The organism is Rhodovulum sp. YNF3179 (assembly GCF_050586465.1).
Lineage (GTDB): Bacteria > Pseudomonadota > Alphaproteobacteria > Rhodobacterales > Rhodobacteraceae > CAJXYS01.
Window position 1 is genome coordinate 36954 of sequence record NZ_JBOCEG010000002.1, and the last position, 23504, is coordinate 60457.

At 69.8% G+C, this 23504-nt stretch carries 22 protein-coding genes and 1 tRNA gene; 16 read left to right on the forward strand and 7 right to left on the reverse strand.

Annotated elements, in window-relative coordinates:
• Positions 1-25 precede the first annotated feature (25 nt).
• The gene (locus ACQ5SP_RS03110; RefSeq protein ID WP_430936341.1) at positions 26-1285 is read left to right on the forward strand and encodes an NAD(P)/FAD-dependent oxidoreductase; all 1260 of its coding nucleotides are present in this window, start codon (positions 26-28) and stop codon (positions 1283-1285) included.
• 47 nt (positions 1286-1332) lie between these two features.
• Here the strand turns inward: ACQ5SP_RS03110 and ACQ5SP_RS03115 are convergent.
• Positions 1333-1406 (reverse strand) — tRNA-Cys (locus ACQ5SP_RS03115).
• A gap of 132 nt (positions 1407-1538) precedes the next feature.
• Here ACQ5SP_RS03115 and ACQ5SP_RS03120 point away from each other — a divergent pair.
• The 4 genes from ACQ5SP_RS03120 (at position 1539) to ACQ5SP_RS03135 (ending at position 4910) form a co-directional block, all read left to right on the forward strand.
• A complete protein-coding gene (locus ACQ5SP_RS03120; protein ID WP_430936343.1) occupies positions 1539-2192 on the forward strand; it encodes a protein-L-isoaspartate O-methyltransferase family protein in 654 nt (217 codons plus the stop codon).
• A gap of 45 nt (positions 2193-2237) precedes the next feature.
• Positions 2238-3602, forward strand: coding sequence for a TolC family outer membrane protein (locus ACQ5SP_RS03125; protein WP_430936345.1), 1365 nt, complete (start codon positions 2238-2240; stop codon positions 3600-3602).
• An 80-nt stretch (positions 3603-3682) separates the two neighbouring features.
• Positions 3683-4300: a hypothetical protein gene (locus tag ACQ5SP_RS03130; RefSeq protein ID WP_430936347.1), complete on the forward strand. Its 618-nt coding sequence runs from the start codon at positions 3683-3685 to the stop codon at positions 4298-4300.
• Between the two features lie 34 nt (positions 4301-4334).
• Positions 4335-4910 carry a cobalamin biosynthesis protein CobQ gene (locus ACQ5SP_RS03135; RefSeq protein ID WP_430936349.1) on the forward strand — a complete coding sequence of 192 codons (576 nt, stop codon included), beginning with the start codon at positions 4335-4337 and terminating at the stop codon, positions 4908-4910.
• A gap of 20 nt (positions 4911-4930) precedes the next feature.
• On the opposite strand, the gene ACQ5SP_RS03140 is transcribed toward ACQ5SP_RS03135, so the two are convergent.
• Positions 4931-7228 carry a xanthine dehydrogenase family protein molybdopterin-binding subunit gene (locus ACQ5SP_RS03140; protein ID WP_430936351.1) on the reverse strand — a complete coding sequence of 766 codons (2298 nt, stop codon included), beginning with the start codon at positions 7226-7228 and terminating at the stop codon, positions 4931-4933.
• A gap of 70 nt (positions 7229-7298) precedes the next feature.
• Complete coding sequence (locus ACQ5SP_RS03145) at positions 7299-8444, reverse strand: type III PLP-dependent enzyme (protein ID WP_430936353.1); 1146 nt, start codon at positions 8442-8444, stop codon at positions 7299-7301.
• Between the two features lie 139 nt (positions 8445-8583).
• On the opposite strand from ACQ5SP_RS03145, the gene ACQ5SP_RS03150 reads away from it, so the two are divergent.
• From ACQ5SP_RS03150 to ACQ5SP_RS03165, 4 genes are all read left to right on the forward strand, one after another.
• Complete coding sequence (locus tag ACQ5SP_RS03150; RefSeq protein ID WP_430936355.1) at positions 8584-9018, forward strand: Lrp/AsnC family transcriptional regulator; 435 nt, start codon at positions 8584-8586, stop codon at positions 9016-9018.
• 84 nt (positions 9019-9102) lie between these two features.
• Positions 9103-11880: a valine--tRNA ligase gene (locus ACQ5SP_RS03155; RefSeq protein WP_430936357.1), complete on the forward strand. Its 2778-nt coding sequence runs from the start codon at positions 9103-9105 to the stop codon at positions 11878-11880.
• A gap of 276 nt (positions 11881-12156) precedes the next feature.
• A complete protein-coding gene (locus ACQ5SP_RS03160) occupies positions 12157-13266 on the forward strand; it encodes a pyridoxal phosphate-dependent aminotransferase (protein ID WP_430936359.1) in 1110 nt (369 codons plus the stop codon).
• Positions 13267-13324: 58 nt separating this feature from the next.
• Entirely contained in the window at positions 13325-13510 is a 186-nt protein-coding gene (locus tag ACQ5SP_RS03165) for a hypothetical protein (protein ID WP_430936361.1), read from the forward strand.
• On the opposite strand, the gene ACQ5SP_RS03170 is transcribed toward ACQ5SP_RS03165, so the two are convergent.
• On the reverse strand, positions 13507-14706 hold the full coding sequence (locus tag ACQ5SP_RS03170; RefSeq protein WP_430936363.1) for a pyridoxal-phosphate-dependent aminotransferase family protein: 1200 nt from the start codon (positions 14704-14706) through the stop codon (positions 13507-13509). The two genes, ACQ5SP_RS03165 and ACQ5SP_RS03170, sit on opposite strands and share 4 nt — an antisense overlap.
• A 148-nt stretch (positions 14707-14854) precedes the next feature.
• On the opposite strand from ACQ5SP_RS03170, the gene ACQ5SP_RS03175 reads away from it, so the two are divergent.
• The 3 genes from ACQ5SP_RS03175 to ACQ5SP_RS03185 all read left to right on the forward strand — a co-directional run bounded on the left by ACQ5SP_RS03175 (position 14855) and on the right by ACQ5SP_RS03185 (position 18148).
• Entirely contained in the window at positions 14855-15544 is a 690-nt protein-coding gene (locus tag ACQ5SP_RS03175; RefSeq protein WP_430936365.1) for a fused DSP-PTPase phosphatase/NAD kinase-like protein, read from the forward strand.
• Between the two features lie 6 nt (positions 15545-15550).
• Entirely contained in the window at positions 15551-17320 is a 1770-nt protein-coding gene (locus ACQ5SP_RS03180; RefSeq protein WP_430936367.1) for an ABC transporter ATP-binding protein, read from the forward strand.
• A gap of 69 nt (positions 17321-17389) precedes the next feature.
• Positions 17390-18148, forward strand: coding sequence for a YgfZ/GcvT domain-containing protein (locus ACQ5SP_RS03185; protein WP_430936369.1), 759 nt, complete (start codon positions 17390-17392; stop codon positions 18146-18148).
• 63 nt (positions 18149-18211) lie between these two features.
• Here the strand turns inward: ACQ5SP_RS03185 and ACQ5SP_RS03190 are convergent, their stop codons facing one another.
• A complete protein-coding gene (locus ACQ5SP_RS03190) occupies positions 18212-19006 on the reverse strand; it encodes an inositol monophosphatase family protein (protein WP_430936371.1) in 795 nt (264 codons plus the stop codon).
• Between the two features lie 77 nt (positions 19007-19083).
• Positions 19084-20004 (reverse strand): LysR substrate-binding domain-containing protein, encoded by a 921-nt coding sequence (locus tag ACQ5SP_RS03195; protein ID WP_430936373.1) that lies wholly within the window; start codon positions 20002-20004, stop codon positions 19084-19086.
• 85 nt (positions 20005-20089) lie between these two features.
• On the opposite strand from ACQ5SP_RS03195, the gene metF reads away from it, so the two are divergent.
• The 3 genes from metF to ACQ5SP_RS03210 all read left to right on the forward strand — a co-directional run bounded on the left by metF (position 20090) and on the right by ACQ5SP_RS03210 (position 22260).
• Entirely contained in the window at positions 20090-20959 is an 870-nt protein-coding gene (gene metF, locus ACQ5SP_RS03200; RefSeq protein WP_430936375.1) for a methylenetetrahydrofolate reductase [NAD(P)H], read from the forward strand.
• A gap of 69 nt (positions 20960-21028) precedes the next feature.
• Positions 21029-21526 (forward strand): PaaI family thioesterase, encoded by a 498-nt coding sequence (locus ACQ5SP_RS03205; protein ID WP_430936377.1) that lies wholly within the window; start codon positions 21029-21031, stop codon positions 21524-21526.
• Positions 21523-22260, forward strand: a complete 738-nt coding sequence (locus ACQ5SP_RS03210) for a DUF4336 domain-containing protein (protein WP_430936379.1) — start codon at positions 21523-21525, stop codon at positions 22258-22260. The genes ACQ5SP_RS03205 and ACQ5SP_RS03210 overlap by 4 nt, the downstream gene beginning before the upstream one ends.
• Before the next feature lie 7 nt (positions 22261-22267).
• Here ACQ5SP_RS03210 and efp read toward each other — a convergent pair whose 3' ends face one another.
• Positions 22268-22831 carry an elongation factor P gene (gene efp, locus ACQ5SP_RS03215; RefSeq protein ID WP_430936381.1) on the reverse strand — a complete coding sequence of 188 codons (564 nt, stop codon included), beginning with the start codon at positions 22829-22831 and terminating at the stop codon, positions 22268-22270.
• A gap of 214 nt (positions 22832-23045) precedes the next feature.
• Between efp and ACQ5SP_RS03220 the strand changes: the two genes are divergently transcribed.
• Positions 23046-23363 carry a DUF6280 family protein gene (locus tag ACQ5SP_RS03220; RefSeq protein ID WP_430936383.1) on the forward strand — a complete coding sequence of 106 codons (318 nt, stop codon included), beginning with the start codon at positions 23046-23048 and terminating at the stop codon, positions 23361-23363.
• Positions 23364-23504: the final 141 nt, after the last annotated feature.

Sequence of the window (23504 nt, forward strand, 5' to 3'; positions counted from 1 at the left end):
GGCGCAACGGTGAAAGGGGGGCTGCGTGACGACGAACCGGGCGAGGGACCGAGCGGAGATCGACCTGGTCGTGGCCGGGGCGGGCATCGTCGGCATGGCGACGGCACTCTGGGCGGCCAAGCGCGGGCAGCGGGTGCTGCTGTGCGATCCCGCGCCGCCCGGTGCCGGGGCGAGCTACGGCAACGCCTGCACGCTGGCGACCTATGGCTGCCTGCCGGTCAACAGCCCCGATATCCTCGCCAGCATCCCGCGGCTGCTGGCGAGCCCCGAGAGCCCGCTTTCGGTGAATTATCTCCATGCGCTGACACATCCGCGCTGGCTTCTGTCCTTCCTGGCCAATTGCCGTCCCGCCCGGGTCGAGGCGATCGCCGCCACGCTGGCCGCCATCCTCTCGCATGCCGATGCGGGCCTCAATCCCCTGATCGAAGAGGCCGGCGCCGAGGATCTCGTCGTCGCGAACGATGCGCTTTACGTCTGGACGACGCGCGCCGGGTTCGCGGCCGCCGCCGACGGCAACGCGCTCCGGCACCGGCTGGGCGTGCCGGCCGAGGAGCTGGGCCCGGCGGACGTGGCCGCGCTGGAGCCGGACCTGCGTCTCCCGGTGCACCGCGCGCTGCGCTTCACCGGGGCGCGGCACCTGCGCGACCCGCAGGAACTGGTGCGGCGCATGCAGCGCCGCTTCGAGGCGCTGGGCGGCCGGGTGCTGCGGCACGCCGTGACACGGGTGCGGCCGCTGGCCGACGGCGTCGAGGTCACGACCGGCGGCGAGACCCTGCGCGCCGCCCGGGTCGCGATCACGGCAGGGGCCCACGCGACGGGGATCGCGGGCTCCGGGGCCGAGCGGCTGCCGCTCGACGTGGAGCGCGGCTATCACCTGCAATACCCCGGCGAGGCGCACCGGCTGTCGCGGCCGGTGGGCTGGGCCGAGGCCGGCTTCTACGCGGTGCCCATGGCGCAGGGCCTGCGGCTGGCTGGCACCGTCGAGATCGCCGGGACGCGGCGCCCGCCGAACCGCCGGCGGCTGCGCTATCTCGAACGCAAGGGGGCCGAGATGTTCGGCCCGCTCAAGGGCCCGGCCGAGGAATGGCTCGGCTTCCGTCCCTCCTTCCCGGACGCGCTGCCGGTGATCGGGCCGTCACCGCGGTCGGACCGCATCCTGCTGGCCTTCGGGCACCAGCATCTCGGGCTGACGCTCGGCGGGATCACCGGCCGGATCGTGGCGGACCTGTCCGAGGGCCGGGCGCCGAATCTCGACATCACCGGCTTCGACGCGGCGCGGTTCTGACGGCATCTTGCCGCAGTCCCGAGGGATGTATCCGAAGGGGATCGTTGTGGAGGCGAGTACCGGAATCGAACCGGTGTACACGGATTTGCAATCCGCTGCGTAACCACTCCGCCAACTCGCCGCCGGCAACGGCCGGTCTATATCAAGCGCCCGGGGCCGGTGCAAGCGCACATACACCGCGAGGCGAGTTGCCGCGCGCCGGAAACTGTGGCAAGACGACCCCGGTATAAACGCGAAGATTCAAGGCGCTTCCATGACAGATTACGCCGCCCGGCGCAGAGCGATGGTAGACGGCCAGGTCCGGCCATCAGACGTGACCGAATACCCGATCATCGAAGCGATGCTGACCATCCCGCGCGAGGTCTTCGTCCCGGACACCCAGCGGGACCTCGCCTACATGAGCGAGGATATCGACCTGGGCGGCGGGCGCGTCGTAGTTGCGCCGCGGGTGCTGGCCAAGATGCTCGAGGCGCTCGATATCCGGGCCGATCACCTGGTGCTCGATATCGGCGCGAGCTACGGCTATTCCGCCGCGGTCGCCGCGCGGCTGGCCGAGGCGGTCGTGGCCGTCGAGGAAGACGCCAGCATGGCGGCCGAGGCGCAGACGCTGCTGTCCGAGCAGGAGGCCGACAACGTGGCGGTGGTCGAGGCGCCCCTGACCGAGGGCGCACCGCAGCACGGGCCCTACGACATCATCCTTTTGCAGGGCGGGGTCGAACAGGTGCCGGACGCCATTCTCGATCAGCTCAAGGACGGCGGGCGCATCATCGCGATCTTCATGGAAGGCGCGCTCGGGCGCGCGCGGCTCGGCATCAAGTCGGGCGGACGGGTGACCTGGCGCTACGCGTTCGACGCGACGGCGCCGCTCCTGCCGGGGTTCAACGTGGCGCGTGAGTTCGAATTCTGAGCCGGGCGCAGACCCCGGCGGCAACAGCGACGGAGGCAACAGGCGATGAAGGCGATACGCAATGCGGTCTTGGGGGGCCTGGCGGCCGTCTTCGTCGCGGGGGCCGGCACGGCCGAGACCCTGACCGAGGCGCTCGTCACCGCCTATGAGAACAGCAACCTGCTGGACAAGAACCGCGCCACGCTGCGCGCCACGGACGAGGACGTGGCGCAGGCGGTCTCGCTTCTCAGGCCCGTGCTCAACTTCGTCGCTTCCGCCAGCGATACCGATGTCAGCGCCTATCAGGGCTCGCTGAGCCTGACCGCGGGGCTGACGCTTTATGAGGGCGGGCGGAACCGGCTCGGGGTCGAGGCCGCGAAGGAAAACGTGCTTGCGACCCGCGCCGCGCTGGTGACGGTGGAGCAGGACGTGCTCTTCGATGCGGTCAGCGCCTACATGGACATGCGCGCCGAGGCACAGTCGGTCCGGCTGGCCGAGAACAGCTTGCGTCTGACCCGCGAGGAGTTGCGCGCGGCCGAGGACCGGTTCGAGGTGGGCGAGGTGACGCGCACCGATGTGAGCCTGGCGGAATCCCGCGTGGCCGAGGCCCGGTCGCGGCTGGTGGCCGCGCAGGGCGCGCTCGAGGTCGCGCGGGCCAGGTATTTCCTGGCCATCGGCGCGTATCCGGCGAACCTGCAGGCGCCGCCGCCCGCGCCCGAGATCCCCGCCACGCTGGAGGCTGCCAAGGCGCTCGCCAACCAGAACCACCCGGCGATCAAGCAGGTCCAGCACCTTGTGAAGGCCGCGGAAATCAACGTCGAACGCGCCCGCGCGGCCAAGCTGCCCAGGGTGGAGCTGGGCGCCAGCCTGTCGCGCAACCGGAGCGTCACGCAGGGGACGCCGTCCTATGGCGATGTTGCCCGCGGCGAGCTGTCGGTCACGGTGCCGATCTACCAGGGCGGTCGGCTCGACTCGGCGCAGCGCCAGGCGATGGCCAACGCCGAAAGCGTGCGCGCCGAACTGCTCCAGACCTCGCTGACCATCGAGGACGCGGTCGCCCGGGCCTGGGCCCAGCTCGAGGTCGCGCGGGCCTCGATCACCGCGCGCCAGCAGCAGATCCGCGCCGCCGAACTGGCCTTCGAGGGCGTCCGCGAAGAGGCGAAGCTGGGCGCACGCACCACGCTCGACGTGCTCGATGCCGAGCAGGAGCTGCTGACCGCGCGCAACGATCTCGTCCAGGCGCGGCGCGACGAATACGTCGCGGTCTATGCCCTGCTGTCGGCGATGGGGCTGTTGACCACGGATCACCTGGGCCTCGAGGTCGCTGGCTACGATCCGGCGGCGTATTACAACGCGGTCAAGAACGCGCCGGTCCAGTCGATCCAGGGCAAGCGGCTCGACCGCGTGCTGGAGCGCAGCGGCCGCAACTGAGCCAAGGCGCGTTAAACCAGCCGTTGTATTGAGCCCCGCGGGAGGCTACTATACCTGCACCCTGAACCGGAGAGATCCCGATGTCGAATTCCGTGTCATCCGTGGATGTCGAGGACGTCCTGTCCTCCATAAGGCGGCTCGTCTCGGACGACTCCAAGGCCCCCGAGCAGGCCACCGATCCCGAAGACGCCGCGCCGGCGCCCGCCGAGCCGGTTCAAGACATGAGCCCCGGACCCTTGGCCACCGAGCCCGAGGCGCCCACCGTGCCCGACGGGGCGGCCCCGGACGTGCCGGCGGACCAGCCCGGCGATCGGCTGCTGCTGACAGACGCGCTGCGTGTGGAAGACAGCGCGGAGGCCGAAAGCGACACTGACGCCGAAACCGCCGCGGACCCGATCGCGGAGGCCCCATCGCCCGATAGGCCTGCGGAGATGCCCGAGACCGTCCGGGATGGACGGCGGCTTCATCTGAGCGCCGCCGCCGCGCCGGCAGATGTGGAGAGCACGCCGGAGAACGCGCCGGGACTCGATGCCGGCTTCGAGGACGCGACCTTCGACGAGGAGGCGCTGCGCGAACTGGTGGCCGAGGTCGTGCGCGAGGAACTGCGCGGCGAGCTGGGCGAGCGGATCACCCGCAACGTCAAGAAACTGGTCCGCCGCGAGATTCACCGGGCGCTGGCCAGCCGCGAATTCGAGTAACCCTGTCGCGCCCGCCCGCCGGGCGGAGCCTGCCATGAACACCCCGGCACACCTGATCATCGGCGCGGCCGCCTTCGCACGGCCCGATGCCTGGCGCGTCACGGCCGCCGCGCTGGCCGGGGCCCTGGTGCCGGACCTGTCGCTCTGGCTGCTGTCCGCGCATGCGCTCTATGTCCAGGGGATCGCCCCGCGCATCGTCTTCGACCAGCTCTATTTTTCCGAGAGCTGGCAAGCCGTGTTCCGCATCGACAACGCGATCCTCCTCTGGGGCCTGCTCTTCGGCGCCGGCGCCTGGCTGCGCCGCGACGCGCTGACGGCCTTCGGCGGGGCGGGGCTGCTTCATGTGCTGACCGACCTGCCGCTGCACCACGACGACGGGCGCCCCCATTTCTGGCCGTTCTCGGACCATGTCGTCCGAAGCCCGGTCAGCTACTGGGACGACGCCCATCACGCGGCCCTTGTCGGCCCGGTTGAGGGGGTGCTGGCGCTTGCCCTCTGCGTGCTGCTCTGGCGGCGCTTCCGGGGGGCGGGCGCGCGGGCGCTGATCGCGCTGGCGGCGCTGGCGGAAATGCTGCCCACGCTGTTCTGGCGGCTGGTCTTTTCAGCCTGACCCCGGCCGGGCCGGCGGCGTCATTCCGCCGCAATGTCCGCCCGGTTGAGCCAGCTCCAGACGCGCAGGGGGGTGAAAGGCATGTCCACCCGCCGGATGCCCCGGTCCCAGAGCGCGTCCTGCACCGCGTTGCCGACGGCGGCCATCGCGCCGACCGTCCCGGCCTCGCCGCAGCCTTTCATGCCGAGCGGATTGGCGGTGGAGGGCACCGGCTCGGAATGGAAGGTGATGAAGGGCGTGTCGATCGCGCGCGGCATCGCGTAATCCATGAAGGTGCCGGTCAGGAGCTGGCCGTCGGCATCGTAGGCCGCGTTCTCCATGATCGCCTGGCCCAGCCCCTGGACGACGCCGCCATGCACCTGGCCCTCGGCCAGCGTGGGGTTCATCAGCACGCCGAAATCGTCGACCACGGTGTATCTGACCACCTCGGTCTGTCCCGTCTCCGGGTCGATCTCGACCTCGCAGACATGGGCGCCGTTGGGATAGGATCGGCCCGGCAGCTTCGTCTCCGCCTCGCAGACCAGCAGGTCGTCGCGGCCCTTGTCGCGCGCGGCCTGCGCGGCATCCATCAGCCCGATGAACTTGTTGGTGCCGCGGGCGTGGAAATTGCCGTCCTCGAAGTCGATTTCCTCCGGCGCGGCGTCGAGTTCTTCGGCCACGAAGGGGGTGAAATTCTCGATCAGCCTGGACGAGGTCGCCTTGATAGAGGTGCCCTGCGTCGTCACCGAGCGCGAGCCGCCCGTGCCGCCCCCCTTGGCGATCAGGTCGCTGTCGCCCTGCACGAATTCGACCGCGTCCATCGGGATGCCCGTGAACTCGTTCAGGATCTGGGCGTAGACGGTCTCGTGGCCCTGGCCGTTCGACTGCGTGCCGGCGTAAAGCCGCACCTTGCCCGTGTCGGTGAATTCCAGCTTCGTGGTCTCGCTGGGATCGCCCAGGATCGACTCGATGTAATAACACAGCCCGATCCCGCGCAGCTTGCCGGCGGCCCCGGAGTCGGCGCGGCGGGCCGCGAAACCGTCAAGATCGGCCACTTTCTCGGCCCGGGACAGCACCCGGCCGAAATCGCCCACGTCATAGGTCTCGCCGCTGGCCGAGACGTAGGGGAAGGCGTCGGCGGGGATGAAGTTCTTCTGGCGCAGTGCCCACGGGCTGAGACCGAACTGGCGCGCGGCGTGGTCCATCAGGCGCTCCAGCACGTAGATCGCCTCGGGCCGTCCGGCGCCGCGATAGGCGTCGACCTGCACGGTGTTGGTGTAGATGCCCTTCACCGCGAAAAAGACGTCCTGCACGTCATAGGTGCCGGTCAGCACCTTGAGCGCCAGTTCCGACTGGATGTTCTGGCCGAAGCCCGAATTATAGGCCCCGAGATTGCTGGTCGTGTGCACGCGGTAGCCGATCAGCTTGTAGTCCTCGTCGAAGGCGGCCTCGGCCACCGAGACGAGATCGCGCCCGCCATTGTCGCTGAGCATCGATTCGGAGCGGTCCGCCATCCAGTGCACCGGCCGGCCGGTCTGGCGCGCCGCCTCGGCGACGGCGAAATATTCCGGGTAGGCAAAGCCCTTCATGCCGAAGCCGCCGCCGACGTCGGGGGTGGTGACATGCACCGCCCCCTTGTCGAGCCCGAGATTCCGGGCGATCTGGTCACGCAGCCCCCAGACGCCCTGTCCGCTGAAGGAGACGTGCATCCGCGCGCCGTCCCAGCGTGCCCAGCAGCCGCGGGGCTCCATCGAGTTGACGATGATCCGGTTGTCGTCGATCTCGAGCGAGACGCGATGCGCGGCGCCGGCGAAGACCTTTTCGGTCTGTTCCGCGTCGCCGAAGGCCCAGTCATAGGCGAGGTTTTCCGGCGCCTCGGGGTGGATCGCCTCGCCACCGGGGGCGAGCGTCGTCCAGACCGGCAGATCCTCCACGTCCAGCCCGATCAGCTCGGCCGCATCCTTGGCCTGCGCCAGCGTCTCGGCCACGATCAGCGCGACTGGCTCGCCCACGTAGCGCACCCGGTCGATGGCCAGGATCGGGCGCGGCGGCGCGGCGCCCCTGGACCCGTCGCGGTTCTTGACCACCGCCGCGTCCATCTGGTTGCGCACGCTGGCCGCGTCCAGCTCGGCGGCGGTCAGCACCGCGTGGACGCCGTCGGCCGCCCGGGCGTCGGCGACGTCCAGCGTCGTGATCTCGCCATGGGCCACCGGCGAGCGGAAGACAAAGGCGCGCAGCGCGCCCTCGGGCGCGGTGTCATCCATGTAGCGGCCGGTTCCATTCAGGAAGCGGACATCCTCGACACGTTTGATCGGTTGGCTGATGCCGAATTTGGACATGAGGCTCCCCTGCTGAGCGCGTGAATTCCGCCCAGACGATAGAGCGATCATCGGGCAGGGAAAACCCCGCTCAGCCGGCCAGCCGTCGCACCGTCGCGGTTTCCAACGCGCCGTAGCCGTTGAAGCCCGTCAGGGTGGCCAGCGAGTAGGCGCCCATCCCCGCGAAAAGGACGTAGTCGTCCTCTGCGAGGTCCGCCGGCAGCGCCGGGTCGCCGGGCAGGCGGTCGAGCGAGTCGCAGGTCGGGCCGAACACCGCGCGCCGCGCGGGCGGTCCCGCGCGGCGGGTCCCGTCGGGCGCGAGGCAGACGATGCGGTCGGTCGCGCCCATGATCGGCAATTCGGCCATCGCGCCGTAAATCCCGTCGTTCAGAAAGACGCTTCCATCCGCGCGCACCGCCTTGACCCGCGCGGCCAGCGTGAAGGCTTCGGCCACCATGGCGCGGCCCGGCTCGCACAGGAGAGCCGGGCGCGCGGCGCCGAAGGCGCGGGCCGTCGCCGTGTCGATGGCGGCGAAGATCGCGTCGAGACATGGGGCTTCGGGTCCGCTCCGGTGGCTTGGGAAGCCGCCGCCGACATTGAGCCGGGCAAGCCGGACACCGGCACGCCGCGCCACGTCGGCGGAGGCCTCGATATAGGCGGTCCAGGCATCGGCGGACACGCATTGCGTGCCGGGATGGAAGGTCATCGACGGCGTGAAGCCGTGCGCCGCCGCCCGCGCCAGCAGATCGACGGCGTGGTCCGGGTCGGTGCCGAACTTGGCGCCGAAATCATAGGTGGCCCCGGCCACGGGCAGCCGCAGCCGGACCGCGATCTCGACGCCGTCGGGCGGCACCAGGTCGGCCAGCTTGTCCAGCTCGCCCGGGGAATCGACCGAGTAGGCGCGGATGCCGGCCGCGGCGGCCGCCGCGATCTCGCGGCGCGAGCGGACGGGATTGTTGTAATGCAGCGCCGCGTCGGGCGCGATCTGCCGAAGCGCGGCAATCTCGGCCGGCGAGGCGACGTCGAAACCCGCGATCCCCGCGGCGGACAGGTTCTCGAGCACCATGGGGTAGGGATTGGCCTTCACGGCGTAGGTCACGAGCCCCGGGAAGCCCGCGCGGAACCGCGCGGCAGTTGCCTGCAGCACCTCCGGCGAGAAGAACATCACCGGCGTGTCGGGCTCCTTGGCGCGCAGGTAGTCCTGCGGCGTCGCCCAGAGTGTCTTGCTCAGCCCCATGGTGGTCGGCTCCTTGGCTGGAGACTGTATCCGCGTGCTCGGGGAACAGGATCGAGCAATTAGGTGTCGATTTCACCGGGTTAAAGTGTAGAATCGCCAGAAATGATCGGCGATATGACAAAAATCATGGCAAAACGACATGGATGATCTCGACCGCCGTCTGCTGGCCGCGCTGGCGCGCGATGCGCGTGCCTCCGTCTCGACGCTGGCGCGCCATCTCGACGTGGCGCGCTCGACCGTGCAGGCCCGGATCGAACGGCTGGAGCGGACCGGCACCGTCGCGGGCTACACGATCCGGCTGGGCGCCGAGGCCGGCGCCGGGCGCATCCGCGCGACGGTTCTTCTGCAGATCGAGCCGCGCGCCACGCCCACGGTGCTGCAAAGGCTGAAACCCATGTCCCAGGTGGAGCGTGCCCATACCACGTCGGGGCGGTTCGACCTGATCCTCGAGATCGCCGCGGACACCACTCGCGAACTGGACGAGACGCTCGACCGCATCGGCGCGGTCACCGGGGTCCGGTCGTCGGAAAGCCTGGTGCAACTCTCGACCAAGATCGACCGCGCGGTGGTGTAAGGGGGCGGGACTACGGCCTTTCCCTTCCCGGGCGCTTTCGGTAACAGGGGCGCGAACCCTCAACCGGCACGCGGAACCCGACCCATGGCCATGGACAAGACCTTCGACGCCGCCAAGGCGGAGCCCGAAATCTACGCGAAATGGGAAGCGGCCGACGCTTTCGCCGCAGGCGCGAACGCGACGCCCGGCGCCGAGAGCTTCTGCATCATGATCCCGCCGCCCAACGTGACGGGCAGCCTGCACATGGGGCACGCCTTCAACAACACGTTGCAGGACATCCTGGTGCGCTGGCACCGGATGCGCGGGCACGACACGCTCTGGCAGCCGGGGCAGGACCATGCCGGCATCGCCACACAGATGGTCGTGGAACGCGAGCTCGCCAAGGAGGGCAAGTCGCGCCGCGATTTCACGCGCGAGGAATTCCTCGCCAGGGTCTGGGACTGGAAGAGCCAGTCCGGCGGCACGATCATCAACCAGCTCAAGCGCCTCGGCGCCTCCTGCGACTGGTCGCGCAACGCCTTCACCATGTCCGGCGCGCCCGGCGCGCCCGCCGGCGAGGAGGGCAATTTCCACGACGCCGTGATCCGTGTCTTCGTGGAGATGTACAACAAGGGCTTTATCTACCGCGGCAAGCGGCTGGTGAACTGGGACCCGCATTTCGAGACCGCGATTTCGGATCTCGAGGTCGAGCAGGTCGAGGTAGACGGCAAGATGTGGCGCCTGCGCTACGCGCTCGAGGACGGCGCGACCTGGGAAGCCCCGGTCGACTGGGACGCGGAGGGCAACGTCACCGCGACCGCGCCGCGCGACTACCTGGTCGTGGCCACCACCCGCCCCGAGACGATGCTGGGCGACACCGGCGTCGCGGTTCATCCCGAGGACCCGCGCTACCGGCACCTGATCGGCAAGACGGTGAAACTGCCGATCACGGGCCGGTCCATCCCGGTCGTGGCCGACGAACACGCCGACCCGGAAAAAGGCACCGGCGCGGTCAAGATCACGCCCGCGCACGACTTCAACGACTGGGCCGTGGGCCAGCGCTGCGGGCTGCGCGCGATCAACGTTATGAACACCCGCGCGGGGATGAGACTGTCGGACAATCCGGATTTCGCCGCGGGCTGCGATCCCGAGATGCTGGCCGCCGCCATCGAGCGGCTCGACGGCACCGACCGCTACGAGGCCCGCGACGCGATCGTGACCTGGGCCCGCGACGAGGGCTGGCTCGACGGGATCGACGCCGACCGCCACATGGTTCCCCACGGCGACCGCTCCAAGGTGGCGATCGAGCCCTACCTGACCGACCAGTGGTTCGTCGATGCCGGGAAGGTCGTCGGCCCCGCCATCGACGCCGTGCGCTCGGGCGAGACGCGCATCCTGCCCGAGCAGGACGCCAAGGTCTATTTCCACTGGCTGGAGAACATCGAACCCTGGTGCATCTCGCGCCAGCTCTGGTGGGGGCACCAGATCCCGGTGTGGTATGACGCCGAGGGCAACGAGTACTGCGCGCCGAGCGAGGCCGAGGCGCGCGAGATGGCCGGCGGCAAGCCGCTGACCCGCGACGCGGACGTCCTCGACACCTGGTTCTCCTCCGGCCTCTGGCCCATCGGCACGCTGGGCTGGCCCGAGGAGACCGAGGAGCTGCGCAGGTACTTCCCCACCGACGTGCTGATCACCGGCTTCGACATCATCTTCTTCTGGGTCGCGCGGATGATGATGATGCAATACGCCGTGGTGGGCGAGAAGCCGTTCCACACCGTCTATGTCCACGCGCTGGTCCGCGACGAGAAGGGCAAGAAGATGTCCAAGTCGCTCGGCAACGTGCTGGACCCGATCGAGCTGATCGACGAGTACGGCGCCGACGCGGTGCGCTTCACGCTGGCCTCGATGGCCGCGATGGGCCGCGACCTGAAGCTGAGCCCGCAGCGCATCGCGGGCTATCGCAACTTCGGGACCAAGATCTGGAACGCCGCGCGCTTCGCCGAGATGAACGACTGCCGGCCGGACCCAGCTTTCGACCCGTCCGCCGTGCGCGAGACCGTGAACCGCTGGATCGTGGGCGAGACCGCCCGCATCCGCGAGGCCGCCGACGCCGCGCTGGAGGCCTTCCGCTTCAACGACGCGGCCAACGGGCTCTATGCCTTCACATGGGGGAAGGTCTGCGACTGGTACGTGGAATTCGCCAAGCCGCTGCTGAATTCCGAAGATCCCGCCGTGGTCGCCGAGACGCGCGCCACCATGGCCTGGGTGATCGACCAGTGCCTGGTGATGCTCCATCCCTTCATGCCCTATGTGACCGAGGCGCTCTGGGGCCAGATCGCGGACCGCCCGAAGATGCTCGTCCATGCCGACTGGCCGGCCCATGGCGGCGACCTCGTGGACCCGGCGGCCGACCGCGAGATGAACTGGGTGATCGGGCTGATCGAGGACGTCCGCTCGGCGCGCCAGCAGATGCATGTGCCGGCCGGGCTGCAGATCCCGGTGCTCCAGATCGAGCTGGACGCGGCGGGGCAGGCGGCGCTCGACCGCAACGAGGCGCTGGTGAAGCGGCTCGCGCGGATCGACAGCATCACCGTGGCCGACACGCCGCCCAAGGGCGCGGTCACCGTCGCGGTAGAGGGCGGCACCTTCTGCCTGCCGCTGGCCGACATCATCGATGTCGGCGCCGAGAAGGCGCGGCTCGAAAAGACGCTGGCCCGGCTCGAGAAGGAAATGGGTGGCCTGAAGGGCCGGCTCTCCAATCCGAAATTCGTCGAGAGCGCGCCCGAGGACGTGGTCGAGGACACCCGCGCCCAGCTTGCCCAGAAAGAGGACGAGGCCGCCAAGCTCGCCGCCGCGCGCGACCGGTTGGCCGAGATCGCGTGACGGGCTCCGTCCAAGTGGTCCAAATATCCCCCGCGCGGCGCGCATGAAATCCGCGGCCGCGCAGCGGCCGCCCGCCCCGCGGGCCGCTGCGCGGCGATTTCCGCCTCCGGCGGGGATATTTTTACCACTTGGAAACCGGCCGTGCCGCAGGATGGCCGGGCGGTACAGGCGGGGACGCCGATGACCGCCCACTTGGACGGCGCCCCGTCGCGGCTCCCGCGGCGGGGCGTTGCGCCCGTCTTGCCGGGGCGCGCGCGATGCCCTATCCCCGGGTCCATGACAGGACCACGTTACACAGAGCTGGTGGCCGACCTGCCCGCCACCGTGCCCTTCGTCGGCCCCGAGACCCAGGAGCGCGACAGCGGGCGCGGTTTCCGCGCGCGGCTCGGCGCGAACGAGAGTGCCTTCGGCCCGTCGCCCAAGGCCATCGCCGCCATGGAGGCCGGCGCTGCCGAGGTCTGGAAATACGGCGACGCCCAGAGCTTCGCGTTGCGCCAGGCGCTGGCCGCGTCTCTGGGCGTGGGGGCGCAAAACGTGATGGTGGGCGAGGGGATCGACGGGCTGCTCGGCTACCTGGTGCGGATGCTGGTCGCCCCGGGCGACGCGGTGGTCACCTCCGACGGGGCCTACCCGACCTTTGCCTACCATGTTTCGGGCTTCGGCGGCGTCCTGCACAAGATGCCCTACCGCGACGACCGCGAGGATCCGGAGGCCCTGATCGCCAAGGCTCGCGAGACCGGCGCCAAGCTCGTCTACCTGTCGAACCCCGACAACCCGATGGGCACCCGGCACGACGCGGACACCGTGCAGCGCATGATCGAGGCCGTGCCCGACGGCACGCTGATGGTGCTCGACGAGGCCTACCTGGAATTCGCCCCCGAGGACACCGCCCCCGCGATCGATCCCGACGATCCGCGGGTGATCCGGATGCGAACCTTTTCCAAGGCCCACGGCATGGCCGGCGCGCGCGTCGGTTACGCGATCGGCGCCGCGCCGCTCATCGACGCGTTCAACAAGATCCGAAACCATTTCGGCATGTGCCGGATCAGCCAGGCCGGCGCGCTGGCCGCGCTCGAGGACGGCGCATGGCTGGCCCATGTGCAGGCCAGCGTCGCCGCCGGGCGCGACCGGATCGCCGCCATCGCGGCGGCGAACGGGCTCGCGGCGCTGCCCTCGGCGACGAATTTCGTCGCGATCGATTGCGGTGGCGACGGTGCCTTCGCCCGGCGCGTCCTGAACGGTCTCGTCGCGCGCGCCGTTTTCGTGCGCATGCCGGGGGTCGCGCCGCTGGATCGCTGTATCCGGGTTTCCGTCGGCCTGGAGCACGAGCTCGACGTATTTGAGGCCGCGCTGCCCGAGGCGCTCGCCGCCGCGCGGGCCGGTTAGCCGGGACTGCCCCGCGCCGAATCATGCTAGGCTTCGCCCCGGACATGGCGAGGTCGCGATGCAGTACAGGCGCCCCATCGGCGAAGCTCCGAACTATACCAGGCCCGCGCTGGTGATGGCCGGGGTGAACCTTTTCAACCTGCTTTTCGTGCTGTGGGCCGTTTTCGGGCTCGCGGCTGTCCTCGTCCTGGCGGTGGGACTGAACTGGGCGATCGCCCGGATGGCGATGCGGCGCCGGGGCTAGGACCCGGCCACCGCGCGGGTGGCGGCCTCGACCGCGCCGGGGCCATGCGGGATCCCGAGCGCTTTCAGCCCCGCGTCGATGGCGGCGAGCGCCCCCAGCGTCATGTGGGCGTTCACATGGCCCATATGCGCGATCCGGAAGAAGCCGTGCCAGGCCGGGTCGCCGGGGTCGGCCATGCCGAGCCCGATCCCGAGCGTGACGCCGGCCTCGGCCTCGAGCCACCGGCGCAGCCGCGTGCCGTCGGGCGCACCGAGCCGCACGGCGGTGACCGCGTGGCTGCGGGCCGCGGGATCGGCGATGTTGAGCTCCAGCCGTCCCTCCCGGCCCCAGGCGGCGCAGGCGGCCCAGACCGCCGCGGCGAGGCGCGCGTGGCGGGCCCAGGCCGCCTCCAGCCCTTCCTCGTGGACCAGCATGTCCAGCGCCTCGCGCAGGCCGAAGATGTGGTGGGTGGGCGCGGTCCCGCCGAAATACTGGTAGAACATTTCGGGCCTGGTGCGCGGGACCCAGTCCCAGTAGGCGGTGGCCATATCGGCCCCGGCCCGCGCCGCGGCGGCCCTGGCACCGAAGGCCACGAAGCCAAGCCCGGGTGGCGTCATCAGCCCCTTCTGGCTGGCGGCCACGGTCACGTCGACGCCCCATGCGTCCATCTCGAAGCGGTCGCAGGCGAGGCTCGCGATGCAGTCGGCCATCAGGAGCGCGGGATGGCCGGCCGCGTCGATCGCGGCGCGCAGCGCGGGAATGTCGTTCAGCGCCGTCGTCGCGGTATCGGCATGGGTGACGAGCACGGCGGAGATCTCGCCGGCGCCGTCGGCGCGGAGCCGCTCTTCGAGTTTCGCGGGATCGGACGGCGCGCGCTTGCCGAAATCGAGCACCTCGGCCGCGAGCCCCATGCGCCGCGCGATCTCTGCCCAGCCGTGGCCGAAACGGCCCGTCGCCACCACCAGCACCTTGCCGCCGCGCGGTATCGTGTTGGCGAGCGCGGCTTCCCAGGCGCCGTGCCCGTTGGCGATGTAGATCGCCACGTCGCCGGCGGTGCGGAAGACACGGCGCAGGTCCGGGATCAGGCCGGCCACGGTGTCGTGGAGCGGTCCCTCGTAGATGTTCGGCGCCGCCCGGTGCATCGCGGCCAGCACCCGGTCGGGAACGACCGAGGGGCCCGGGATGGCGAGATAGGGGCGACCGGGGCTGTGCGGCATGGGGGCATCTCCTCTCTGGCCGGAAACTGGTAGGCCGGCGCGCGGATGGCGTCAATCGGGCCGGCCGGCCGGCCGGGGCTGCGCGCTTGTCAGGCCGGGCAATTCGGGCTAGACCCGGCGCCTGTCAAACGCCGTTCCAGGGCCTTGAATGCTCAACCAGCTCCTCGACCGCCTCACAGGGTCCGCGCGCAGCCTGCGCCAGCCCGCGGGCAGCGACATATCCACCCCGGCGGGGCGGCGCAGCGCCTTCTGGCATGCGCTCCTTATGGATCACGGGCTGCTGCGGACGGTCTGGTCGAACCTGCACGAGGTCGCGCCGGGGGTCTGGCGGTCGAACCAGCCGTCGCCGCGGCGTCTCCGGCAGTTCCGGGACATGGGGCTGCGCAGCGTGATCAACCTGCGCGGGGCACCCCGGAGCAGCTATTACCTGTTCGAGGAAGAAGCCTGCCGTGAGCTCGGACTCGCGCTGGTCAACTGCCCCTTCTCGGCCCGGCGGCTGCCGCCGGCGGCGGATCTGTTGCGCCTGCTCGACCTCTTCCACAGCGTCGAGCGGCCTTTCGTGATGCATTGCAAGTCCGGCGCGGATCGCTCGGGCCTGGCGGCGGCGCTCTACCTGATGGCGGAGGCGGACGTGCCCGTGGCCGAGGCCCGGAAACAGCTCGGTCTGCGCTACCTGCACCTGCGCGGCGGCCCGAAGGGCGTGCTGTCCTGCATGCTCGACGCCTATGCCCGCGACACCGCGGAGACGCCGATGCCCATCCGGCAGTGGCTGGAGACGCGCTACGACCCGGCGGCGCTGCAGGCGGAATTCGACGCCGCGCGCGGCCGGCGGGGCTGAGCGGGCATGTCCCGGGCACTTCCGCATATCGGCGACAGCGACGGCGGCGTGATCGCCCGCTGGCTCTGGCGGGGCTATCTGCGCGAGCATCTGCCGATCATCCTCTTCGCGCTGCTGCTCATGTCGATCGAGGGCGGCACGATCGGGCTGCTCAGCTACATGGTCAAACCCATGTTCGACGAGGTCTTCGTGGGCGCCAACAGCGGCGCGGCGACGCTGGTCGGGCTGGTGATCCTCGGCGCCTTCCTGTTGCGATCGGTGTCGGGCTTCACGCAGCGGATCCTGATGGCACGGGTGGGGCTGAAGGTGTCGGCGGCGCTCCAGCGGGACATGGTGGGGCACATGCTGGCGCTCGACAGTGTCTGGTTCCAGGACAACGCGCCGGGCAACCTGATCGAACGGGTCCGGGGCGACACCCAGCAGGTGTCCAACATCTGGTCCTCGGTGCTGACGGCGGCCGGGCGCGACGTCATCGCGCTTGTCTCGCTGTTCGCGGTGGCGCTGTCGATCAACTGGGTCTGGACGCTGCTGGCGCTGGTCGCCGCGCCGCTGCTGATCTTTCCCGTCGCCATTCTGCAGCGGCTCGTGCGGAGCACGTCGCGGATCGCGCGGTCGTCGGCCTCGTTCCTGTCGACCCGGCTCGACGAGATCTTCCACGGCATCGACACGATCAAGCTCAATACGAACGAGCTCCGCGACCGCGACCGCTTCGACCGCACGCTCGACGATTTCATCGGCGCGCAACTGCGCGCGACGGCCGGGCGGTCGGGCATCCCGGCGATGATGGATATCGCCGCCGGTATCGGCTTCTTCGGCGTGCTGACCTATGGCGGCACGCAGATCATCGAGGGCGAGGTGACCGTCGGCGAATTCATGAGCTTCTTCACCGCCATGGCGCTGGTCTTCGACCCGTTGCGGCGGCTCGGCAACGTGGCGGGCACCTGGCAGACGGCCCTGGCGAGCCTGGAACGGATCCATGCGGTCTTCGAGGCGCAGCCGACGATCCTTTCCCCGGCGCGCCCCAAGGGGCTGGACGTGCCGCCGCGGACAGCCGACGTCGTGCTCGAGGACGTGCATTTCGCCTATGGCGACCTGCCGGTCCTGGATGGCGTCAGCCTGACCGCCGAAGCGGGGAAGGTCACGGCGCTGGTCGGACCCTCGGGGGCGGGCAAGACCACCGTCTTCCGGTTGCTGACGCGGCTTGCGGACCCGGTCTCTGGCCGGGTGACGATCGGCGGGACCGACCTGCGCGACCTGCCGCTCGCCACGTTGCGCGATCTCTACTCGGTCGTCACCCAGGACGCGGCGCTTTTCGACGAGACGATCCGCGACAACATCCTGCTCGGGCGTCCCGGGGCGGACCCGGAGGCGCTGGACCGCGCGCTAAGGGTTGCGCATGTGGATGATTTCGTCGCGACCATGACCGCCGGGCTCGACAGCGCGGCCGGCCCGCGCGGGGCGAACCTGTCGGGCGGGCAGCGCCAGCGCGTGGCCATCGCCAGGGCCGTGCTGCGCGACGCCCCGATCCTGCTGATGGACGAGCCGACCTCGGCGCTCGACGCGCGCTCCGAGGCGGTGGTGCAGGAGGCGCTGGAAAACCTCTCGGCGAACCGCACCACGCTCGTCATCGCGCATCGCCTCTCGACGGTGCGCGACGCCGACAGGATCGTGGTGATGGACAAGGGCCGGGTGGTCGACCAGGGAACCCATGACGAGCTGATCGCGCGGGACGGGATCTATGCCGGGCTCTACCGGCTGCAGTTCGGGGGCACGTGACGCCCCCCCCCTGTCAGGGCGGGCAGGCGCACCTATCTTCGCACGGGGAACACGGAAAAGGAGGCAGCCATGACGGGCGAGAGGGCCGAGGACCGCAGCGTGCTCGCCATCGGCGGGCCGGATCGCCTGCATTTCCTGCAGGGGCTGATCACCAGCGACGTGGCGGGGCTGGAAGCCGGGCCCGTCTACGCGGCGCTGCTGACGCCGCAGGGCAAGTATCTCGTCGATTTCCTGCTGATCCCGGACGGCGCGCGGATCCTGCTGGACGTCAAGAGCGATCACGCGCCGGACCTGATCAAGCGCCTGTCGCTCTACAAGCTGCGCGCGGACGTCACGATCGAGCGGACCGACCTGCACGTGACGCGCGGGCTGGGCGATCCGCCCGCGGGCGCGGTCGCGGATCCGCGCGACCCGGCGCTCGGCTGGCGGGCCTATGGCCCGGCGGAGGGCGCCGCGCCGGAAATCGACTGGGACCGGATCCGCGTCGCCCGGTGCATTCCCGAGACCGGGATCGAGCTTGTTCCGGGCGAGACCTTCATCCTCGAAGCGGGGTTCGAGCGGCTGGGCGGCGTCGATCACCGCAAGGGCTGCTACGTGGGCCAGGAGGTGACCGCGCGGATGAAGCACAAGACCGAGCTGCGGAAGGGCTTCGTCACCGTCGAGCTGGACGGCCCCGCGGCGCCGGGCGACGAGATCATGGCCGGGGACAAGCCCGCCGGGCGGCTTTTCACCGTCGCGGACGGCCACGCGATCGCCTATCTGCGGTTCGACCGCGCCAGGGGGGCGGAACTGACCGCCGGCGCGGCGCGCCTGCGCTGGCCGGGCTGACGCCCGGCCGGGGTTTCGCGCCCTGCGGGCGCAAGGATATTTCCGCCACTTGGAAAGGCTCGGTCAGTCGCCCGCGCGGAGGATCCTGGCGAGCTTGTCGAAAATCTCCGGGTTGGCGGCGATCATGGCGCCGGACTCGAAGATGCCGTCGCCGGGACGGAGCGCTTCGGTCATGCCGCCGGACTCGCGGATCAGCAGCAGGCCCGCCGCCATGTCCCAGGGGTTGAGCCGGCGTTCCCAGAACCCGTCATAGCGCCCGGCCGCGACATAGGCGAGGTCCAGCGCGGCCGCGCCCCAGCGACGCACGCCGGCGCAGACCGGCAGCAGCCGGCCGAGATCCCGGATCGTTTCGGGCAGGTCGGGGCGGCCGCCGAAGGGCAGGCCGGTGGCGAAGATCGACTCGATCAGGACCCGCCGGCCCGAGACCCGCAAACGGGTGTCGTTCATCCATGCGCCGCCGCCCTTCTCGGCATGGAAGAGTTCGTCCTTGGCCGGGTCGTAGATCACCGCGGCGACGATTTCGCCCTTGTGCTCGAGCGCGATCGAGACCGCCCAGTGCGGCAGGCCGTGCAGGAAATTGGTGGTGCCGTCGAGCGGATCGACGATCCAGCGCCGGGTGGGATCCTTGCCGGGCTCCTCGCCGCCTTCCTCGGCCAGCCAGCCGTAATTCGGCCGGGCGCCGGTCAGTTCTTCCTTCACGATCTGCTCGGCGCGGGTGTCGGCGCGGCTGACGAAGTCGCCCGGTCCCTTGACCGCGACCTGCAGCTTCTCGACCTCGCCGAAATCCTTGACGAGGCTCCGGCCGGCCTTGCGCGCGGCCTTGATCATGACGTTGAGATTGGCGCTGCCCTGATACATCCTAGGCTCCTCTGCTCGAGGCCCGTCCTATAGTGGCCGCGGCCGGCAGTGCCAAGCGCAATTCCGCGCCGGCGCGCCTAGCCGGCCTTGCGCTGCATCTTGACGGGCTCGCTGCGCATCAGCCGCAGGACATGCGCCATGAAGGGCTTGGCCGCGTCCTCGGTCCGCGTGGCCGCGTAGAGACGCTTGGTCAGCCCGGGCTCCGTCAGCGGGCGGGTGACGTAATCGGAATTGTAGCGCACCTCGCGCACGACCCAGTCGGGCAGCACCGCAACCCCGCGATTGGAGGCCACCAGCAGCAGGATCACGGCCGTCAGTTCGACCTGGCGGATGGCGCGGGGCTCGACCCGGGCCGGGGTCAGCAGCTGCGTGAAAACGTCGAGCCGGCCGCGATCGACCGGGTAGGTGATGAGCGTGACGTCGCGGAAATCCTCGGCCTCGACGAAGGGCTTCGCCGCCAGCGGATGGAGCGCGGAGGCGACGAAAACCGGCTCGTAGTCGAAGAGCGGCGTGAAGGTGACGCCGGCGATGTCCTCGGGATCGGAGGTGACGACGAGATCGACCTCCTCGCGGGCCAGCGCCGGCAGCCCGTCGAAGCTGAGCCCCGGGCGGATGTCGACGTCGATGCCCGGCCAGGCCCGGCGGAACTGCTCGAGCACCGGGAAGAGCCACTCGAAACAGGCATGGCATTCGATCGCGATATGCAGCCGCCCGGTGCGCCCCTCCTTCAGGGCGCGGAATTCCTCTTCGAGGGTCTCGACCTCGGGCAGCACGCGTTCGGCGAGTTTCAGCAGCCGCTGGCCCGCGGGCGAAAGCCGCATCGGCTTGGACCTGCGCACGAACAGCTCCACGCCGATCTGGTCCTCGAGGCCCTTGATCTGGTGCGAAAGCGCGGACTGGGTGATGTTCAGCATCTCCGCGGCACGGGCGAGCCCGCCCGCCTCGGCGATCGCCTTGATGCTGCGAAGGTGCCGGAACTCGAGATGTAACTTCGACATGGCTCATAACGTTGATGAGGATTATGAATTTGTCTCACGGATCGGAACGTGACACAACCGGCGAAACGCTTTCAGAGGTATCGTCATGACCACGCCGAATGTTTCCTTCGAATTCTTCCCGCCCCGCTCGCTCGATGCGAGCTTCCGGCTCTGGGAGGCGGTGCAGACGCTGGCGCCCCTGGCGCCGCGCTTCGTGTCGGTGACCTATGGCGCGGGCGGCACCACGCGGCGGCTCACCCACGAAGCGGTGGAGGCGATCCACAAGAACACCGGGCTGAACGTGGCCGCGCATCTGACCTGTGTCGACGCCACCCGCGACGAGACGCTGGAGATCGCGCGCGCCTACGGCGCGGCCGGCGTGCGCGAGATCGTGGCGCTCCGGGGTGACCCGCCGAAGGGGCAGGGGCGGTTCACCCCGGCCGCGGACGGCTTCGGCTCTTCGGTGGAGCTGATCGCGGCGCTGAAGGCGGCGGGCGATTTCCACATCCGCGTCGGCGCCTATCCCGATCCGCATCCCGAGAGCCGCGGTGCGACCGGCGACGTGGATTACCTCAAGCGCAAGTTCGACGCCGGAGCCGACAGCGCGATCACGCAGTTCTTCTTCGAGGCCGAGACCTTCTTCCGGTTCCGCGACCGCTGCGAGAAAGCCGGGATCGATCCCGAGAAGATCATCCCCGGTCTCCTGCCGGTCGAGGACTGGCCCAAGGCCCGCCGCTTCGCCGAGAAATGCGGCGCCCATATCCCGGCGTGGCTTGACGACGCCTACGACAGGGCCATCCGCGACGACCGCGCCGATCTTTTGTCGGTGGCGTTGGCCTCGGAACTGGCGGGCGACCTGGTCGCGGGCGGCGTTGGCGATCTGCATTTCTACACGCTGAACAAGCCGGGTCTCACCCGCGACGTCTGCGCGGCGCTGGGCATCCAGCCGCGGACGGAGCTTTCCAAAGTCGCCTGATCGGGCGGCTTGCCGGCCCCGGCGGGGCCGCTTAGGGTGCCGGCCGGATCAACAGCCGGGCCCCGTTCCATGACCGCAGCGCCGCTTTTCGCCACCCGCCCCGAGGACCTCGCCAGCCGCGAGGTGTTGCTGTCGATGTCGGGGCTCGACTTCATGCGCGCGATCCTCGAGGGGCGGATCGCCCATCCCCCGATGGGGCGCACGCTCGGCTACCGGCTGCACAGCGTGGCCCGTGGCCGCGTCGCCTTCCGCGGCACGCCCGATTTCGAGATGACCAACCCGATGGGAACGGTTCATGGCGGCTGGTACGGGACGCTTCTCGACAGCGCGATGGCCTGCGCGGTGATGACCGAGGTGCCCCGGGGCAGCGTCTACACGACGCTGGAATACAAGGTGAATGTCACCCGGCCGATCCCGCTCGGGACCGAGATCGAGGCGGTGGGCACGGTCAGCCATGCCGGCCGCTCCACCGGCGTCGCCGAGGGGCGGATCACGGGGATCGCGGATGGCAGGCTCTACGCGACCGGTTCGACCACCTGCATCATCATGCGCGTGGACGGTCCGTGAGCGGGGCCGGTTTCCTTTACCGCCCCCTCGACACACCGAAGCGACTGGCCGACGGCCTGTGGATCGTGGACGGCCCGGAGATCCGGTTCTACGGCATCCCCTTCCCGACGCGGATGACGGTCGTGCGGCAGGCCGGCGGCGGGCTCTGGCTGCATTCGCCGATCGCCTGGACGCCGGCGCTGGCCGCGCGACTGGCCGCGCTCGGCCCGGTCGCGCATCTGGTCGCGCCGAACAGCTTTCACTACGCAGGCCTTCCCGGCTGGGCGACGCGCTGCCCCGAGGCGTCGGTCTGGGCCGCGCCGGGTGTCGCCGGTCGGGCGGTGCGCCACGGGGTGGATTTTCCGCCTCACGCGGTGCTGGGCGGGACGCCGCCCGCCGACTGGGCCGGCGAGATCGACCAGCTGCACCTGGATGGCAACCGGCTGATGGACGAGATCGCCTTCTTCCACCATGCGTCCCGCACGCTGATCCTGACCGATCTCATCCAGAACTTCGAGCCGCGCCGGCTCGGCCCGGTGATGCGGTGGCTGGTCCTGATCGCGGGCACGCGCCACCCCGATGGCAAGATGCCCATCGACATGCGCCTGGCCTATGCCGGGCGGCGGGACCGGTTGCGCGCGGCGGTCCGACGGATGATCGCCTGGGACCCCGCGCAGGTCGTGATGGCGCATGGGCGCATCTACGCGACGGACGGCGCGGCGGAACTGCGCCGCGCCTTTCGCCGGCTTCTGTGACCCGCGGTCAGGCGCGTTCGGCGTATTCCATGGTCTCGGTGTTGACGATGATTGCCTCGTCCTGGCCCACGAAGGGCGGCACCATCACCCGCACGCCATTGTCGAGCACCGCCGGCTTGAAGCTGTTGGCGGCGGTCTGTCCCTTCACCACCGGCTCGGTCTCTACGACGGTGCAGGTGACCTTCTGGGGCAGGGTGACGTTGAGCGCCTCGTCACCGAAATACTCGATGGTGACGGTCATGCCGTCCTGAAGGAAGGGGCGGCGCTCGCCAAGGACGTCGGCGGGCAGCTCGATCTGCTCGAAGCTCTCCATGTCCATGAAAACCAGCATGCCGTCGGTTTCATAGAGAAACTGCTGGTCGCGCTGCTCGAGCCGCGCACGCTCGACCTTGTCGTCCGAACGGAACCGCTCGTTCAGCTTGGACCCGTTGCGCAGGTTCTTCATCTCGACCTGGGCGAAGGCGCCGCCCTTGCCGGGCTTGACGTGGCTGACCTTCACCGCGACCCAGAGCCCGTCATTGTGCTCGATCACGTTGCCGGGGCGGATCTCGTTGCCGTTGATCTTGGGCATGGGTGTTTCCTGACGAAAGGTTGATGGTCTGTCGCGCGTGCCTATATCTTGCGAAGACCAAGCTGACAAGGCGGCGAAAAACGATCCGTGCAAGCGTAAGCTATGCGCCAGGCGCATAGGTGACATGCAGAAACTGGCATACCGAATCGTTACAAATCCGCCATATTGAGCAGCACGCCCGAAATGACAAGACCAATAACGCAAGGACAACGTGATGTTTGATTACGTTGACGACTCGGCATTCAACTACGAACAGGGCCAGCGTGCGCGCAAGCTCTTTGCCGCGGTCGTCCTCGCGGCGCTCGATGACGCGATCGCCGACGACAAGAAATACGGTAACGGGCCGGACCAGATCGCCCGCTGGGCGCGCTCGCGCGATGGGCGCGAGGTGCTGTCCTGTGCGGGCATCGATCCGAACGAACGGGTCGTGCAGGGCCTGATGAAATTCGTGGCCTCTGGTGTCCGCACTTCCGTCGCGCTCTCGCGCGAGGAAAGCGAGCGCCGCAATGCCGCGGAGGCCCAGGCGGCCTGATCGCCCGGATAACTGCGGAAGACAGAAAGGGACGCGCCCCCGGGGCGCGTCCCTTTCGTTATGCGGTGGCGCCCCGTGCGGGGCGCCGTGCCTGTTTTGCGCGCCCTGCCGGGCGCGCGGAGCCTCCGGCGGGGATACTTG